The sequence below is a fragment of the Halomonas sp. MS1 genome, assembly GCF_024182575.1.
Classification (GTDB): domain Bacteria; phylum Pseudomonadota; class Gammaproteobacteria; order Pseudomonadales; family Halomonadaceae; genus Vreelandella.
Genome location: NZ_CP098926.1, coordinates 1132830 through 1151799, shown reverse-complemented (window position 1 = coordinate 1151799; position 18970 = coordinate 1132830). Strand labels below are relative to the sequence as shown.

6 protein-coding genes are annotated in these 18970 nt (G+C 58.1%); 5 read left to right on the top strand and 1 reads right to left on the bottom strand.

Annotation, left to right across the window (positions count from 1 at the left end):
• Positions 1 to 11: 11 nt before the first annotated feature.
• The 5 genes from NF683_RS05110 to NF683_RS05090 all read left to right on the top strand — a co-directional run bounded on the left by NF683_RS05110 (position 12) and on the right by NF683_RS05090 (position 18443).
• Entirely contained in the window at positions 12 to 15875 is a 15864-nt protein-coding gene (locus NF683_RS05110) for a VCBS domain-containing protein (RefSeq protein WP_253921455.1), read from the top strand.
• Positions 15876 to 16313: 438 nt separating this feature from the next.
• The gene (locus NF683_RS05105) at positions 16314 to 16832 is read left to right on the top strand and encodes an AmiS/UreI family transporter (RefSeq protein WP_253921454.1); all 519 of its coding nucleotides are present in this window, start codon (positions 16314 to 16316) and stop codon (positions 16830 to 16832) included.
• A gap of 194 nt (positions 16833 to 17026) precedes the next feature.
• Positions 17027 to 17410, top strand: a complete 384-nt coding sequence (locus NF683_RS05100) for a histone-like nucleoid-structuring protein, MvaT/MvaU family (RefSeq protein WP_089040478.1) — start codon at positions 17027 to 17029, stop codon at positions 17408 to 17410.
• A 139-nt stretch (positions 17411 to 17549) separates the two neighbouring features.
• Positions 17550 to 17960 (top strand): DUF1090 domain-containing protein, encoded by a 411-nt coding sequence (locus tag NF683_RS05095; RefSeq protein WP_253921453.1) that lies wholly within the window; start codon positions 17550 to 17552, stop codon positions 17958 to 17960.
• 132 nt (positions 17961 to 18092) lie between these two features.
• Entirely contained in the window at positions 18093 to 18443 is a 351-nt protein-coding gene (locus NF683_RS05090; protein ID WP_253921452.1) for a hypothetical protein, read from the top strand.
• Between the two features lie 33 nt (positions 18444 to 18476).
• Here the strand turns inward: NF683_RS05090 and NF683_RS05085 are convergent, their stop codons facing one another.
• A complete protein-coding gene (locus tag NF683_RS05085; RefSeq protein ID WP_253921451.1) occupies positions 18477 to 18953 on the bottom strand; it encodes a LabA-like NYN domain-containing protein in 477 nt (158 codons plus the stop codon).
• Between the last annotated feature and the right edge of the window lie 17 nt (positions 18954 to 18970).

Here is an 18970-nt window from a genome sequence, read left to right as displayed (position 1 = left end):
AGGATCTTTGGATGGAAACGATGGAAACCGTCATCATTGAAGCAATCTCAGGCAACGCGTGGGTTCGTGATAGCAATGGAAACATAAGAGAGTTACGTGAAGGTGATACCGTTCAACCCGGCGAGACAATCATTACGGATGCCAATGCAAGCGTAATTGTCTCTACGCCTCAAGGTATGACACGTCAGTTGCCATCTGGTATTGAACTTTCTCATTCAGACATTGTTCTGCGTAGCGCAGAGCCTGATGAAGACATGCGTTTTTCTGAAGCTGAGAAGGCATTAGAAGCAGAGAAAGCATTAAAAGCCGAAGAACAGCTAGAAGAACAGCTCATTGCACAGTTTGATAACGATCCCCCATCGCAGGGTTCGTCTTCCGCGCCCATTATTAGTAAAGACGGGTTAACGTTTGTAATGCTTGAGCGCATTGAGCTGCCGTTGCCGCCTCTTGCGTACGCTTATAACTACGAGCGGGGTGATGAGCCTCTTTATCGCCTTAACGGTTGGGGAGGGACTAGCGAAAGTTTTGAGCCTAGAACGTCAGCTTTGGAGGTGAGAGTTGAGTTAGAAGGCGCTAATGATGACGGCATCTATAGCCAGGATGAGATTGGTGAAGATGGCACCGTTACCGCCCAGATCACTCTGGGAGAGGGCACCCAGGTAGGCGACACTCTGATTGTTACCGACAAAGACGGTAATGAACTGCTTAATCGCCCGATTACACAAGACGACTTGGATAATGGTGTCACGCTTGAAGTGCCGGTTGCCGAAGGCGACACCGGCGTCAGCGTGACCGCCACAGTGACTGATCCTACAGGTAACTCGTCTAGCGATAGTGACACAAAACCGGTGGCTAACGATGAGCCGCTAGAGGACAATGAAGCCCCTGCGGTATCTGTCGAGCTGATTGGCAACGGCGATGACGGCACCTACAGCCAGGATGAGATTGGTGAAGATGGCACCGTTACCGCCCAGATCACTCTGGAAGACGTCACCCAGGTAGGCGATACCTTGGTGGTTACCGACAAAGACGGTAATGAACTGCTTAATCGTCCGATTACACAAGACGACTTGGACAACGGCGTTACGGTGGAAGTACCGGTTGCCGAAGGCGACACCGATGTCAGTGTGACCGCCACGGTCACCGACCCAGCGGGTAATTCCAGCAGCGACGACGACAGCAAGCCAATTGAGCCGATCGATGACGTACCGCCGACTGTCTCGGTCGAGTTGACCGGCAGCGGCGACGACGGCATCTACAGCCAGGACGAGATTGGTGAAGATGGCACCGTTACCGCCCAGGTCACTCTGGAAGACGGCACCGAAGTGGGCGACACACTGACGGTCACCGACAAGGACGGCAATGTCCTCTTTGACGGAGAAGTAACTCAAGACGACCTGGATAATGGCGTCACGGTTGAGGTGCCGGTTACCGAAGGCGATACTGACGTTAGCGTGACCGCCACAGTGACTGATCCTGCAGGTAACTCGTCTAGCGATAGTGACACAAAACCGGTGGCTAACGATGAGCCGCCACAGGACAATGAAGCCCCTGCGGTATCTGTCGAGCTGATTGGCAGCGGCGATGACGACACCTACAGCCAGGATGAGATCGGCGACGACGGCACCGTCACCGCTGAAGTCACCCTGGAAGACGGCACCCAGGTAGGCGATACCTTGGTGGTTACCGACAAAGATGGTAATGAACTGCTTAATCGTCCGGTGACCCAGGACGACCTGGACAACGGCGTTACGGTGGAAGTACCGGTTGCCGAAGGCGACACCGATGTCAGCGTGACCGCCACGGTCACCGACCCAGCGGGTAATTCCAACAGCGACGACGACAGCAAGCCAATTGAGCCGATCGATGACGTACCGCCGACTGTCTCGGTCGAGTTGACCGGCAGCGGCGACGACGGCACCTACAGCCAGGACGAGATCGGCGACGACGGCACCGTCACCGCTGAGGTCACCCTGGAAGAGGGTACCCAGGTAGGCGACACCCTGACGGTGACCGACAAGGATGGCAACGTCCTCGACGAGCGAGAAGTCACCCAGGACGACCTGGACAACGGCGTTACGGTGGAAGTCCCGGTCTCGCCGGGCGACACCGACGTCAGCGTGACCGCCACGGTCACCGACCCCGCGGGTAATTCCAGCAGTGACGACGACAGCAAGCCAATTGAGCCGATCGATGACGTACCGCCGACTGTCTCGGTCGAGCTGACCGGCAGCGGCGATGACGGCACCTACAGCCAGGACGAGATCGGCGACGACGGCACCGTTACCGCCCAGGTCACCCTGGAAGACGGCACCGAAGTAGGCGACACCCTGACGGTGACCGACAAAGACGGTAATGAACTGCTTAATCGTCCGGTCACCCAGGACGATCTGGACAACGGCGTTACGGTGGAAGTGCCAGTTGCCGAAGGCGACACCGATGTCAGTGTGACCGCCACGGTCACCGACCCAGCGGGTAATTCCAACAGTGACGACGACAGCAAGCCAATTGAGCCGGTGGATAACGTACCACCCGCAGTCTCGGTCGAGCTGACCGGTAGCGGCGATGACGGCACCTACAGCCAGGATGAGATTGGTGAAGACGGCACCGTCACCGCTCAGGTCACCCTGGAAGAGGGTACCGAAGTAGGCGACACCCTGACGGTGACCGACAAGGATGGCAACGTCCTCGACGAGCGCACGGTGACCCAGGATGACCTGGACAACGGCGTTACGGTGGAAGTGCCGGTTGCCGAAGGCGACACCGATGTGAGCGTGACCGCCACGGTCACCGACCCAGCGGGCAATTCCAGCAGCGACGACGACAGTAAGCCAATTGAGCCGATCGATGACGTACCACCCGCAGTCTCGGTTGAGCTGACCGGCAGCGGCGACGACGGCACCTACAGCCAGGATGAGATCGGCGACGACGGCACCGTCACCGCCGAGGTCACCCTGGAAGAGGGTACCGAAGTAGGCGACACCCTGACGGTGACCGATAAGGATGGCAACGTCCTAGACGAGCGCGAGGTCACCCAGGACGACCTGGACAACGGCGTCAGCGTCGAGGTCCCGGTTGCCGAAGGCGACACCGATGTGAGCGTCACCGCCACGGTCACCGACCCGGCCGGCAATACCGCCAGCGACGACGACAGCAAGCCAATCGAACCGGTGGATAACGTACCACCCGCAGTCACGGTTGAGCTGACCGGCAGCGGCGACGACGGCACCTACAGCCAGGATGAGATCGGCGACGACGGCACGGTCACCGCTGAAGTCACCCTGGAAGAGGGTACTGAAGTAGGCGACACCCTGATTGTTACCGACAAAGACGGCAATGAACTGCTGAATCGTCCGGTGACCCAGGACGACCTGGACAACGGCGTCAACGTCGAGGTACCGGTTGCCGAAGGCGACACCGATGTCAGCGTGACCGCCACGGTCACCGACCCAGCGGGCAATTCCAGCAGCGACGACGACAGCAAGCCAATCGAGCCGATCGATGACGTACCGCCCGTAGTCTCGGTCGAGCTGATCGGCAGCGGCGATGACGGCATCTATAACCAGGATGAGATCGGCGACGACGGCACGGTCACCGCTGAAGTCACCCTGGAAGAGGGTACTGAAGTAGGCGACACCCTGATTGTTACCGACAAAGATGGCAATGAACTGCTGAATCGTCCGGTGACCCAGGACGACCTGGACAACGGCGTCAACGTCGAGGTACCGGTTGCCGAAGGCGACACCGACGTGAGCGTGACCGCCACGGTCACCGACCCAGCGGGCAATTCCAGCAGCGACGACGACAGCAAGCCAATCGAGCCGATCGATGACGTACCGCCCGCAGTCTCGGTCGAGCTGATCGGCAGCGGCGATGACGGCATCTATAACCAGGATGAGATCGGCGACGACGGCACGGTCACCGCTGAAGTCACCCTGGAAGAGGGTACTGAAGTAGGCGACACCCTGATTGTTACCGACAAAGATGGCAATGAACTGCTGAATCGTCCGGTGACCCAGGATGACCTGGACAACGGCGTCAACGTCGAGGTACCGGTTGCCGAGGGCGACACCGACGTGAGCGTGACCGCCACGGTCACCGACCCAGCGGGCAATTCCAGCAGCGACGACGACAGCAAGCCAATCGAGCCGATCGATGACGTACCGCCGACTGTCTCGGTCGAGCTGACCGGCAGCGGCGATGACGGCATCTATAGCCAGGATGAGATCGGCGACGACGGCACCGTCACCGCTGACGTCACCTTGCAAGACGGCACTGAGGTAGGCGATACCCTGATTGTTACCGACAAAGATGGTAATGAACTGGTTAATCGTCCGGTCACCCAGGATGATCTGGACAACGGCGTTAGCGTCGAAGTCTCTGTCTCGCCGGGCGACACCGAGGTTAGCGTCACCGCCACGGTCACCGACCCAGCGGGCAATACCGCCAGTGACGACGATAAGAAGCCAGTGGACAACGTACCGCCCGCGGTCTCGGTCGAGCTGACCGGCAGCGGCGACGACGGCACCTACAGCCAGGATGAGATCGGCGACGACGGCACTGTCACCGCTGACGTCACCCTGCAAGACGGCACCGAAGTCGGCGATACCTTGGTGGTCACCGACAAGGACGGCAATATCCTCGACGAGCGCGAGGTCACCCAGGACGATCTGGACAACGGCGTTAGCGTCGAAGTCCTGGTCTCGCCGGGCGACACCGAGGTTAGCGTCACCGCCACGGTCACTGATCCAGCGGGCAATACCGCCAGCGACGATGATAAGAAACCGGTAGACAATGTACCGCCCGCGGTCACGGTTGAACTGACCGGCAGCGGCGACGACGGCACCTACAGCCAGGATGAGATCGGCGACGACGGCACGGTCACCGCCCAGGTCACCCTGGAAGACGGCACCCAGGTAGGCGATACCTTGGTGGTGACCGACAAGAACGGCAACGTCCTCGACGAGCGCACGGTGACCCAGGACGATCTGGACAACGGCGTTAGCGTCGAGGTACCGGTCGAGCCGGGCGACACCGATGTCAGCGTGACCGCCACGGTCACCGATCCGACGGGCAATACCGCCAGCGATGACGATCAGAAGCCGGTGGATAACACATCCCCAGCGGTCTCGGTCGAGCTGACCGGCAGCGGCGACGACGGCACCTACAGCCAGGATGAGATCGGCGACGATGGCACCGTTACCGCCCAGGTCACCCTGGAAGAGGGTACCCAGGTAGGCGATACCTTGGTGGTGACCGACAAGAACGGCAATGTTCTCGACGAGCGCACGGTGACTCAGGACGACCTGGACAGCGGCGTCAGCGTCGAGGTACCGGTTGCCGAGGGCGACACCGATGTCAGCGTGACCGCCACGGTTACTGATCCAGCGGGCAATACCGCCAGCGACGATGATAAGAAACCGGTGGACAACGTACCGCCCGCGGTCACGGTTGAGCTGACCGGCAGTGGCGACGACGGCACTTACAGCCAGGACGAGATCGGCGACGACGGCACTGTCACCGCTGACGTCACCCTGCAAGACGGCACCGAAGTCGGCGATACCCTGGTCGTGACCGACAAGGACGGCAACGTCCTCGACGAGCGCACGGTGACTCAGGACGATTTGGACAACGGTGTCAGCGTCGAGGTACCGGTTGCCGAGGGCGACACCGATGTCAGCGTGACCGCCACGGTTACTGATCCAGCGGGCAATACCGCCAGCGACGATGATAAAAAGCCGGTAGACAACGTGCCGCCTGCGGTCTCGGTCGAGCTGACCGGCAGCGGCGATGACGGCACCTACAGCCAGGATGAGATTGGTGAAGACGGCACGGTCACCGCCCAGGTCACCCTGGAGGACGGCACCGAAGTAGGCGACATCCTGGTCGTGACCGACAAGGACGGCAACGTCCTCGACGAGCGTGAGGTCACCCAGGACGATCTGGACAACGGCGTCAGCGTCGAGGTCCCGGTTGCTGAAGGCGACACCGACGTTAGCGTCACCGCCACGGTCACCGACCCGACGGGCAATACCGCCAGCGACGACGACAGCAAGCCGGTGGATAACGTGCCGCCAGCGGTGAGTGTCGAGCTGACCGGTGGCGGCGATGACGGCACCTACAGCCAGGATGAGATCGGCGACGACGGCACCGTCACCGCTGAAGTCACCTTGGAAGACGGCACCGAAGTGGGCGACACCCTGACGGTGACCGACAAGAACGGCAACGTCCTCGACGAGCGCACGGTGACCCAGGACGACCTGGACAACGGCGTTACGGTGGAAGTACCGGTGGCACCGGGCGACACCGATGTCAGCGTGACCGCCACGGTCACCGACCCGAGGGGCAATACCGCCAGCGACGACGATAAGAAGCCAGTGGACAGCGTGCCGCCCGCGGTCACGGTTGAGCTGACCGGCAGTGGCGACGACGGCACTTACAGCCAGGACGAGATCGGCGACGACGGCACTGTCACCGCCCAGGTCACCCTGCAAGACGGCACCGAAGTCGGCGATACCTTGGTGGTCACCGACAAGGACGGCAACGTCCTCGACGAGCGCGAAGTCACCCAGGACGATCTGGATAACGGCGTTAGCGTCGAAGTCCCGGTGGCACCGGGCGACACCGAGGTTAGCGTCACCGCCACGGTCACCGATCCAGCGGGCAATACCGCCAGCGACGATGATAAGAAGCCGGTGGACAGCGTACCGCCCGCGGTCACGGTTGAGTTGACCGGCAGCGGCGACGACGGCACCTACAGCCAGGATGAGATCGGCGACGACGGCACCGTCACCGCCCAGGTCACCCTGGAAGACGGCACCGAAGTAGGCGATACCTTGGTGGTCACCGACAAGAACGGCAATGTTCTCGACGAGCGCACGGTGACCCAGGACGACTTGGACAACGGCGTCAGCGTCGAGGTACCGGTTGCCGAAGGCGACACCGATGTGAGCGTGACCGCCACGGTCACCGATCCGACCGGCAATACCGCCAGCGATGACGATCAGAAGCCGGTGGACAACGTGCCGCCCGCGGTGAGCGTCGAGCTGACCGGCAGCGGCGATGACGGCACCTACAGCCAGGATGAGATTGGTGAAGACGGCACGGTCGCCGCCGAGGTCACTCTAGAAGACGGCACCCAGGTAGGCGATACCTTGGTGGTCACCGACAAAGACGGCAATGTTCTCGACGAGCGAGAAGTCACCCAGTCCGACTTGGACAACGGCGTTACGGTGGAAGTACCGGTTGCCGAAGGCGACACCGATGTGAGCGTGACCGCTACAGTCACCGATCCGGCTGGCAATACCGCCAGTGACGACGATCAGAAGCCGGTAGATTGGGATGTCTCGGTCGACGTGCCGACGGACCACGACGCCACCACGCCGGATGGCAACATCGCCGACCAGGTGGTGTTCGAAAGCGGCCTGGCGGATGGCTCTGCCCCGAACGCCGACGACACCCGCGTCGAGTCCAGCCTGACGCTGACCGCCCTGGATGGCTTACAGGACAACGGTGCGGTGACCCTGGATTACACCGACGCGAACGGCGATCCGGCGACCCTCGAACTGAGCAAGGCGCAGGTGGAAGCACTGGGCGATACGCCGCAGAGCCTGACCACTCAGTACGGCGAGCTAAACCTGAACGGCTACAGCCAGGCCGCTGACGGCACTATCACTCTCGACTACAGCTATGAGCTGACCACGGCACCGAGCGAGAACGTCGATGACCTGATGGATAGCATCACCGTCACCGCCACCGACCGTGATGGTCAGACCGACAGCGGCGATCTAAACATCAAGATCGTCGACGACGCGCCAGTGGCCGAAGACGACACCAACGCAGTGACGGAAGACAACGCTCTCACCACGACTGGCAATGTGCTGGGCGATAGCGGTGCCTCGCCGGGCGATGTGGCCGATACCCAAGGCGCCGACGGTGCCGCGGTGTCCGGCGTGGCCAGCGACAACGTACCGGGCAACGACGCTACCGACAGCGGCGGCACCTTGGTGATCGACGGCGAGTACGGCACCCTGACACTCAATGCCGATGGTAGCTATACCTACACGCTCGACAACGCCAACCTCACGGTACAAGGGCTGAGCGACGGTGAGACGCTGACCGAGACGTTCACTTATACGCTGACGGATGGCGACAGCGATGCGAACGATGCCACGCTGACCATTACGGTCAACGGCAGCGATGACGGCGTGACCGTCGATGTGCCCAACGACCACGACGCCACCACGCCGGATGGCAACATCACTGACCAGGTGGTGTTCGAAAGCGGTCTGGCCGATGGCTCCGCGCCGAACGCCGCCGACACCCGCGTCGAATCCAACCTGACGCTGACCGCCCTGGATGGCCTGCGGGACACGGGCGCGGTGACGCTGGCGTATACCGACGATAACGGCGATCCGGCGACTCTCGAACTGAGCAAGGCACAGGTGGAAGCGCTGGGCGATACACCGCAGAGCCTGACCACTCAGTACGGCGAGCTAACCCTCAACGGCTACAGCCAGGCCGCTGACGGCACCATCACTCTCGACTATGACTACCTTCTGACCAATGCGCCGGAGGAAGACGTCGATAACTTGATGGACAGCATCAAGGTCACCGCCACCGATGAGGATGGCTCGACCGACAACGGCGATCTGAATATCCAGATTGTCGATGATGCGCCGACCGCCGAAAACGATACCAACGCCGTGACCGAAGGTGCCGATACGAGTGGCAACGTGATCGGCGGCGATGGTGTCTCGCCGGGCGATGCCGCCGACACCGAAGGCGCCGACGGCGCCACGGTTACTGCGGTGACCAGCGACAATGTGCCCGCCAACGATGCCACCAACACTGACGGCACGCTGGTAATCGAGGGCGAGTACGGCACGCTGACGCTTAACGCAGACGGCAGTTATACCTACGAAGCCGACCCGGCCAGCACGAATGCCGATGTCCAGGACGTCTTCACCTACACCGTACGTGATGGCGATGGGGATGAAAGCACCGCGACCCTGACCATCAATGTTGCCGATGTCACCGGCACCCCGACCGATACCACTGGCAGCGTGGATGAGGCAGGTCTGGCGGATGGCACCGATGCGTCCGCCGACAGCGAAACCATCAGCGGTGGAAGCCTCGACTTGCAGTCGGGCTGGACGGTGGAGTCGTCGCAGAGCGGCACGACGTCATTGGGTAGCTGGACGGTCAATACCGATGGCACCTTCGATTACACCCTGAACAGTGACGTAGACCACTCCGGTACGCCGCCGACCGATAGCTTCCAGTACACTGCGGTCGATCAGTACGGCAATACCGTCACCAACACCGTGACCATCGATATCGTCGATGATCAGCCGGTGATCAGTGTCGATAACGGTCAGTTGGGCAGTGTTGAAGTCGATGAGAGTGACTTCGACGCTGGGGAAGTCAGCGCCACCGATGCCGACTTTATCGACGGCGTATTCGCTATCGACCATGGGGCAGATGGCGAGGACAGCACGAGCTATCGGCTGCAGGTCACCGAAGGTGCGGTATCCGGCGTAATGGATACCGCCACGGGCGAAGCCGTTCATCTCTTTATGGATGGTGACGATGTGGTCGGTCGTGTGGGCAATGATCCAACTGGCGAGATCGCCTTCCGTATCGAGCTTGATGGCGACACCGGTGCCGTGACGCTGACGCAGACTCGTCCGTTGGAGCACCCGGATAGCGCTGACCACGATGATGCCATCACCCTGAATGACGATGCCCTCCAACTGGTGGCAACCGCCGTCGATGGGGATGGGGACAGTGTCGATAGCAATGCCGTCGATGTCGGTGGTAAGTTCACCTTCCGTGACGATGGTCCTTCCATCACAGCGCCGCCTTCTAGCGCCTCGGTCAATGAAGCCAACCTGGCCTTGGGCAGCGATCCTAATGTGCCAGCGACTAGCGTATCCGATACCTTTGAAGTGGATTTTGGTACCGATGGTGCAGGGGATGTCCAGTTCAGTGAAGGGGGTGTCGATTCGACAGTATCGGCTCTTGAAGCTGCCGAGCTGACGTCGGATGGACAAGATATAGAATATGTCGTTAGTAACGATGGCCACACCCTGACGGGTTATCGCGGCACTGACCGTAGTGAAAGTGGCAAAGTCTTCACGGTCGAGATACTCAATCCGACCTCGGCAACGCCTGGCTATGAGTTCACGCTGCATCGGCCGCTGGATCATGACGGCGGGGCCGAGACCCTCGATATCAACTTGCAGCATCTGACAGTCACCGACGGTGACAATGATACGGTTGAAACCGGCTTCACCATCACCGTTGACGATGATGATCCCAGCGTTGAGCCTAAAGCCATCACGGTGGAGGAGGATTCGGACGTCGGGTCGACCGAGAATACCTTTAATACCAATGCCGATGCGACGGGCACTAACACTGGCATTGACGGTGGCACACCGGACGCAGAAGGTTGGGTAGAAACGACATACGGTAAGGCCAAGGTAAACGACGATGGCACCATTACCTACGAGCCCAACGAAAATTATAGTGGTGAGGATTCCTTTACCTATACCACGACGACCGATAATGAAACCAAGACCTTTACGGTTAACGTGACGGTCAATCCGGTCGCCGATGCGCCGGATCTACAGGGCGGCAATGTCCAGACCGATGAAGATACTGCGGTCGCGCTGAACCTGACGGCACCGAACCCTGTCGATACCACGGATCAGAACGGGGCAACCGCTGGCGACAACCCCGAACTGTTGGGCGAGATTACCCTGAGTGGTATTCCCGAAGGCACCGAACTGCTGGATGGCAGCGGCAATGTGCTGTGGACGAGCGATGGCAGCAATGGCAGCAATGGCGGATCGCTGACCATCGTGCTCTCCGATGGCGATCATACCGCCACGGCCGCTGGTGATCTGACCATGACCACGGCGCAGTACCAGGCGCTGCAGGTCAATCCGCTTGCCCAGAGCCACGAGAACTTCACCGTCGACGTCAGCGTGACCAGCTATGAGGTCGACGACAGCGGTAACCCGCTGAGTGGCGTGGACGGTGCGGAAAGCACTGCCCAAGTGGAGGTTGGTGTTCAGGCCGTAACCGACGACGTCGATCTGACCATCGACGGCTCCGATGATCCCCATACGGCCACCATCGACGAGGACGGCGCGCTGGATCTTGGCAACCTGCTCGGCGCCAGCTTCGAGGATCTCGACGGCAGCGAGGAGCGCTGGCTTGAAATCAGCGATGTGCCGGAAGGCACGTCCGTGACGATGAACGGTAGCACCATCACCGCGGGAGCCGATGGCAAAATCGTTATTCCGGCAAGCGACCTTGGTGACTTCGGCGCCGGCACATCGACGCAGATTCCATCATCCTTGGTACTGACGCCACCGGCCGATTTCAGTGGCGATCTCGATGGCATCACCGTCACTCTCAAGGCCCAGGATCATGACAGCGATGCGGGTGATAACAACGGTGAGGTGAAGGAAGACTCGGTGACGCTGAATATCGACACCCTGCCGGTCGCTGATAAGCCGGCCGATATTAGCGCGGTGGGGCCGGAAGATAGTGAAATAGCCTTCCTGGCGGATCTCGATGTCAGTGATACCGATGGCAGTGAGACGATCATGTCGATCAGTATCGACAGCGTACCGGATGGCTGGGTGATCAAGGATGGCGACGGCACTGTCTTGCATACCGGTAACGGCAGCGATGGCTTCACGATCGGTCCAGACGATGTGGCCGACGGCAGCTATACCGGCTACACCGTCACGCCACCGGCCCATAGCAGTGTCGATGAAAGCCTGTCATTGCAGGTCACCGTGGGGGACACCGCCTCGACCGGCTCGGATATCCAGACCCACAACGTCACGGCGGATATCGCGGTGACACCGGTCGCCGAAGAGGTCGGTGGCGATAGCGACGGCGACGGCCAACCCGATCTGACCATGAATCCCGACCATACCTATGGCTCGACCGTGGACGGTATCGAGGATACCTGGTTCGCGCTCAACGCCGATGGCTTCAATCCGGCGGACGGCTGGGCTAACCAGGACGCCGATGGCTCGGAGCAGACCTTCGCGCTGCTGACGCCGGAGCTGGTCTCAGGCCAGGGTGATAACGCCGATGGCTCCAGCTTCCGCTATTCCACGGATGGTGGCGCCACCTGGGTCGAGCAGACCTATAACGGCTCACCCATCGAAGTGCCGGTGGAATACCTGGACACCCTGGAGTTCCGTGCGGCGCCGAACCAGAAGGGCGAGTTCCGGATTCGCGTCGAGGCCAAGACGGTGGATACCGATGACGAGGGTAATACGGATACCGCTATCTCCGGCGAAGCCATTCTCGATGGTATCTTTATCGACACACCGGTAGCCGACCTCGCTTCGCTCAACGTCGCCTCTCCGGCCGAGGGCAACGAGGATGAAGCGATTGCGCTGGATATCCGTCCACAAAGTTCAGATCCTAATGAGAGCTTCACGGTCACCATCAGCGATGTGCCGGATGGCGCGGTGCTGACCTACAACGGAGCGGACCTCACGCCCGATGGCGACGGCAACTATGTGATCGATGACTTCGACCGCAATGCGCCTTTGACCGTCACGCCACCCCAGGATAGCAACGAGGACTTCACGCTGACCGCGAGCGTGGTTACCGTCGATGAGTATGGTGGTGTGACCGATACCCTGGCGACGCCGGTCGAGAAGTCGATCAACGTCCATGTGGATGGGGTCGCCGATAATCCCGATGTGACCACCGATACGCCGGTCTACGCCGAAGAGGATCTGGATGATGGTAGTGACAGCGTCACGCTGAGCGATATCATCACCGCCAATTCGGGCGAAGCCAGCGGCGATGGCTCGGAGATGTTGACCTACCGCATCACCGGTCTCGACGAGCAGTTCGATGTCGAGGGCGCGACGTTGATTCGCGGCGAGGGCGCCGAGCGTGTCTGGGTAGCCACCGACCCGAATGCCGTCAAGATCACCACGCCGGATAACTTCAGCGGCCAGGTGGACTTCTCGGTCACGCCCATCGTCACCGAAGATGACGGCAATACCCTGGAGAGCGCCGAGCAGCAGGTATCCTTCCAAGTCACGCCGTCGCCGGAGGCAGGGTTTAGCATCCAGTCCAGTCTGGCCGAGGATCAACTGGGGCAGCTCAACCTGAGCTTCGAGCCGCAGAACGGCGATACCAACGAGTCGTTGAATTCGGTATGGATCGAGGTTGCCAGCGTCACGGGCAATCAGTTCGAACTTTACTATGGTGATGACGGTACTACCACCCTGGCCGATGCTGCGGCAGATGGAAGCGTCACCGGCGTGATTGAAGAGGGCGGCTACTATAAGCTGACCGACGGTGCCTGGAACAACATCTTCGCCCAGGGCGACGAGCACTTCTCCGGTAGTGCCGGCACTCTCGAGGTGCAGTACGAGATCACCGATACCCCCAACGCTGGCTATGAGGGCGATGTTGACGACACCACGGTGGTCAAGAACGAAACCCATGAGGTCGTCATCGAGGCCGTGACCGATGTGCCCACGGTGACCATTACCGGGATCGTCAATATCGGTGACAGCGATGCCACCATAGACGAGCCCGCCAAGGACGTCACCGCCGACGGTAACGATCGTGTCGAGGTTACCGTCGATATCACCCAGCCGGATACCGACGGCAGTGAGTCCCTCAAGTACCTGCTGATCGACAATGTCCCCGCCGGGGTCGGCGTCGTGGGTGGCGAGTTCGTTGGGCAGGTCGCAGGTGGCACGGGCAGCCAGTGGCGTATCGAGATCGATCCCGACGTTGCTTTCAATGGCACCGACACCCTGACCCAGACCGTCGAGTTCACGATGGGCGATGGTACCCAGGTGGACGCCATTGAGGACCATGAGATCACCATCACCGCGGTGACCCAGGACAATGGCGCGACCAGTCAGGAGGAGAGCGGCAGCGATAGCTGGACGCTGACCGGTGAGGGCGACTTCGGCGATGGCGAGGACCCGAGCGAGATCATTAGTTGGCAAGACGCCAATGCGACCATGACCGAGGACACCGGCATGGCGCTGTCCGACCTAGTAACTGCCGAGATCGGGGACTCGCCTGATGGTCACAGCGCGGTGACCATCTCCAACCTACCGCCGGGCGCCGTAGTCAACGGTATGCAGCAGACCACCATCGACGGCGAGATAGTGTGGTATGCCAGCACCGATGACGGCAGCAATGCCGCCCTACAGACCCTGCTGGACGGCATTACGGTGACGCCGCCGGCCGACTGGAACGACAGTGAAGGGCCGTTCTCTTTTGACACTACCCTGACGACGCAGTCGCCGAGCGGCGAGGAAAATGCCTCGACGATCAGCGTCACGCCGCCGGTAACGCCGGTGACCGATACGCCGGCCGTCAACGTTTCCGCAGGCGATGTTGTTAGCGGCGAGGATATCGACTTCACCATCGACGTCTCCAGCCCGGCGGATGATCCTGATGTCAGCCTGGTGGATGGGCAACTGGTGATCACCCTCGATGAGACCGGTATGACCAGCGGCGACGGTGCCTCAGGCAGCCTGTGGTACAACGGCGAAGAGATCACGCCGGATGGCGACGGCAACTACGTGATTGATGGTGTCGCCGTGGGCGACTCGGTCACGGTGAGCTATCGTCCGGGGGACAATACTTGGGGCAACGTTTCGCTTATCGCCGAGGCGGCGACCCAGGAGACTGGTGCGGCCAATGTCGAAACCTCTACAGGGTCGAGTGCTTCCGAGATCGCGCCACCGCCGCCGGAAGTCACTGCCAGCGATGCCGTCGGTACCGAGGACGAACTGGTCGAACTGCAGGATCTGGACGTTTTGCTGCCGGATGCCTCACAGAGCCTTGATGCCTTGCTGTTAGAAGGTGTGCCAGAAGGCTGGCTGGTCAAAACCGGTAGCGATGCCGGTTCGGCGACGCTGGCTGATAACGTCGGTGGAGGAGGCTGGTCGATCCTCAACGACGACGGCAGTATGCCGGACTTCGTGGGCCTGGTGCCGCCGCGCAACTGGAGCGGTACCCTGGATGGCGCAGATGCCCTGACCCTGACGGCGCGGACCAGCCGCAACGGTGAGAGCGAGACCACCTCCACTGACTTGGAAGTGGACGTTCAGGCCGTGGCCGATGGCATCACGCTGTCGCCCGAACTGAGCTTCGGTGACGAGGGTGACAAGATTCCGCTCAACCTCAGTGCCTCGATGGAGGACCTGGACGGCTCGGAAACCGCAACGATCAAGCTGACGGGGCTTGGCGAGCATGCCAGCTTCTTCACCGACGGCGGCGATGCGCTGCTGGATAGCGTCAGTTATGACAGCGGCAGTGACACCTACACCCTAAGCGGTATCACGCCGGATCAGATCAATGATTTGTATCTGGTGCAGGGGGCGATGCAAGGCTCCGTGGATATCAAGGCCTGGACCACGGATGGCAGCGATGAGTCGGCGCATGTCTCGGATAGCTTCGAGGTCAATATCGCAGCCGTGGAGCCGACATCCGGCGACGATACGCTGTTGTATAGCGGCTCACCGATTGACGCCCTGGGCGGCGAAGACACCATCGTGATGCGCTTCAGTGAAGACCTGGACCAGAACGACTACGCTAACTTCGATAATATCGAGCGCCTCGATCTGACGGAGAGCGGCAGCAATACGCTGGATGCCCTGCGTCCGGAGGATGTGCTGGAAATGACCGATGAAGGAAATACACTGAGCATTTTAGGTGATGAGAATGACACCGTTGAGATCGGGACAGGCTGGACCGAGGGTGGCAATCTCATAGAAGATGGCGTTACTTTCCGAGTCTACAACAACGCTGATGAAGATATCTCGTTGAAAGTGCAGAGTATACTCGTGGAGTAAGTCAGCAATAGAGACAGCAGCAAGTGTGCAGCGCCAGGGTTGTAAAATACCCTGGCGTTTTTTTAACTGCGACATCCTTTTATTATGAGGTTATAGCACTAATTTCAATGGTTGCTCACGCAACCCCTGCTATACTCCCCCGGTTTTTAAAAATAGCCTTTCTTGGTGCCATTTCGGTCTTTCTTAGTCCGCATGATGTGCTGCCAAGCCTTGGCTGTCGTTTGAAAAAAAGTTAAGTATTCCATGGAAAAAATAAACAGGAGCAGTTATAGGTCTGCACGCCGACGACCATGTTTTTTGGAAGTTACTTTCATTCTTAAAGCGCTGGTGTATCTAGAGAGGAGGGGTGTTGATATTTATTAAATATATGCAGTGGAGCAGTAGAAAAAAACTAAAAAACGCCAGAAAAATTAAAATATAACTACAGGAATGGTTGTGATGATTTTAGGGCTTACCTTGCTATATGTTGGAGCAGTTCTTTTTGTGAACGGAATATGGCTGCTAGGCAAAATTGGTGACAAAGAGGTATCTGTCATCAACATAATGGTTGGTGTGTTGAGCTTCATGATTGCTGTCTATTTGATTTTCCGAGAGCCAGATAATTCTGCTGCTATTAGCGCTGGGGCATTTACCTTGCTATTTTCGTTTACTTATCTTTGGGTTGGGGCTAACCAGTTTTTAAAGGCGGATGGGATCGGGCTTGGATGGTTCTGTTTCTTTGTTAGTATTACAGCAGCCTTTGTTGGGGCGAGCTCTATCACCAATATAGGACTCAACTTCGAGCTGTGGAATACGCTCAGCTGGTTTGCATGGTCTGCTTTGTGGTTCAGTTTTTTTTGTCTGCTAGCGTTGGCGAAAAAAATACAGCGTTCAGTCGCGGTCTACACACTCTTTTGTGCGGTTTTTACGGGTTGGATTCCTGGCATTATGATACTGTTAGGCATCGTCAATACATAGCGACTCGTTACTAAATGTAAACATTACTTAAAATTTATTGAGAACGCCCACATTGCGAATTTACGCGGTATATAATCGTTTAATGGCCGCGGCTGTTCATGAGCACGCCTGTCATGCTGGAGTAGCGCTCTTAACATGTTTTACTGTGCTATCAGTATATGGCAAAGCAATTAGCAAATTATGGAGATGAAAACATGGCATCAGTATTGAGCGACTACATCAAGAAAGAGCAGATGTTAAAGCAGCTGCAGGAAGAGCTGCAAGCGCTTGAAAGTAATAGTGAACTGAAGAAAGAGCTGGAGTTCAATGAAAAATTACAGAAGCTAATGACAGAGCATGGAAAATTAGCTCGCGACGTATGCGAAATGCTTGACCCATCATATCTGTCTTCATCAGTTAAAGTCACCAAGACCAGTAGTACCGATGGTCGCAAGAAGCGTCCTTTAAAGGTGTTTAAGAATCCTCATACAGGGGAAGTCGTTGAAACGCGTGGTGGCAACCACAACGTCATTAAAGAGTGGAAAGCTAAATTTGGCAACGAAGAAGTGGTTAGCTGGATCGTAGAAGAGCGCGCTTAATATGTTCATCCGCCGCTCGTCTGGAGTGCTCCACGGGCGGCGAAGATTGGCAGCCTGGCCATTTGACCTATAGTTTTATAAAGCGGTTGCGCTTCTCTATGTTTACCTTGTAAGGCTCGTAGAGTGCTAGGAGCGAATAATGAACAGAAAATGGCTGGGTTGCTTAAGTTTAGCGGTAACCGTTGGGGTTTTATCTTTGCCGGCAGCGCACGCAGCAGACAGGTTGTGCGAAGACAAAATGACCGTCTTACGGCAACAGCTGGAGCACGCCCAAGAGCATGATAATCAACATCGTGTTCGAGGACTGCAGCGTGCGTTGCACTCCATCGAAGAGCATTGCACGAATGAGCAAGTCCTTGCTGAGGCTACCGAAGAGGTTCGGGAGAGCCAGGAAGAAGTGCGTGAGCGCGAGTTAGCGCTTGAGGAGGCGCTTAGTGAGGGCGACGAAGATGATATTCAGAAACGGCGTGAAAAATTAGCAGAAGAAGTGCGTGAGCTTGAAGAGCACACCCAGGAGCTGAATTCACTGCAGCGGCGTATTAACGAATAATCTGCACGAGGCCGCAGCACCTAGCTGCAAGACTTACGCTTATTCCACACAGCCTCTTTTAATATCGACGAAATACTAGCGACGCCCAATAGAGATAAAAAACAAGCCATAATGAGGGGGAGGAGTACCGCAATGCAGTCACTCCAGCAGCGTATTGGCCTTATGGCAACCATGCTAGCGATGGTAACTCTCATCAGCGGATGTCGCGGGCAACTCACCGTAACGGTACCATTGCCCATGCTGGTGAACAATCCAGCAGCCTTTGATGACAGGCACATCGTTACCCAGGGCGTCGTGCGGCATTTCAACGATCCCATTCATTATTGGATCGAAGACGAAGAGTTGAATCGGGTTGAGATACTCCCCCACCAGGAAATAGCGCCCTATTTAGATGAAGGTGTGGAGGTAGAAGGCCAGTTTCACTTTTCTCCGCATGAGGGGCGGCGGCTTATCCTAACGCGGGTCGATCAGCTACCACGCTGATAACGTCTGCAGTTAAGTGACGCTATTAGCAACCTAGCGTAGCAAGAGCGAACGATCTATCGCTATAAACTCACTGGCCTCATTTATTAATGATGCTGCCGTAAGTTGGGGAACACCATAAACCTCAACTTTTTTACCATGCTTAACGCGTATTTTGTTGACTAAAAGATCAAAGTCTCCATCGCCGGACACTAATACAATAACATCTGCTTGTTCTGCATATTCCATTGCATCGAGAGCAATGCCAACATCCCAGTCACCTTTCGCAGAACCGTCTGAGCGTTGGATGAACGGTTTCAGTTTTACATTAAAACCAATTGCTCTGAGTATATTTTGAAACTCCCGTTGCTTTGGGTCACCTCTGTCGATGGCATAGCAAAAAGCAGCCACAACGTCTCTGTTAGTGGTTACTTGTGCCCAAAATTTGTTGTAATCAAAGTTTTTACCATACGCTTCTCGCACGGTGTAATAGACGTTTTGGATATCAATAAATATCGCAACTTTTGTCATTAGCTATAATCTTTTTT

Bases quoted from the DNA above. Each gene is read 5' to 3' on its own strand.
- NF683_RS05095 (WP_253921453.1), top strand. From the start codon at position 17,550: ATGAACAGAAAATGGCTGGGTTGCTTAAGTTTAGCGGTAACCGTTGGG.
- NF683_RS05105 (WP_253921454.1), top strand. From the start codon at position 16,314: ATGATTTTAGGGCTTACCTTGCTATATGTTGGAGCAGTTCTTTTTGTG.
- NF683_RS05090 (WP_253921452.1), top strand. From the start codon at position 18,093: ATGCAGTCACTCCAGCAGCGTATTGGCCTTATGGCAACCATGCTAGCG.
- NF683_RS05100 (WP_089040478.1), top strand. From the start codon at position 17,027: ATGGCATCAGTATTGAGCGACTACATCAAGAAAGAGCAGATGTTAAAG.
- NF683_RS05110 (WP_253921455.1), top strand. From the start codon at position 12: ATGGAAACGATGGAAACCGTCATCATTGAAGCAATCTCAGGCAACGCG.
- NF683_RS05085 (WP_253921451.1), bottom strand. From the start codon at position 18,953: ATGACAAAAGTTGCGATATTTATTGATATCCAAAACGTCTATTACACC.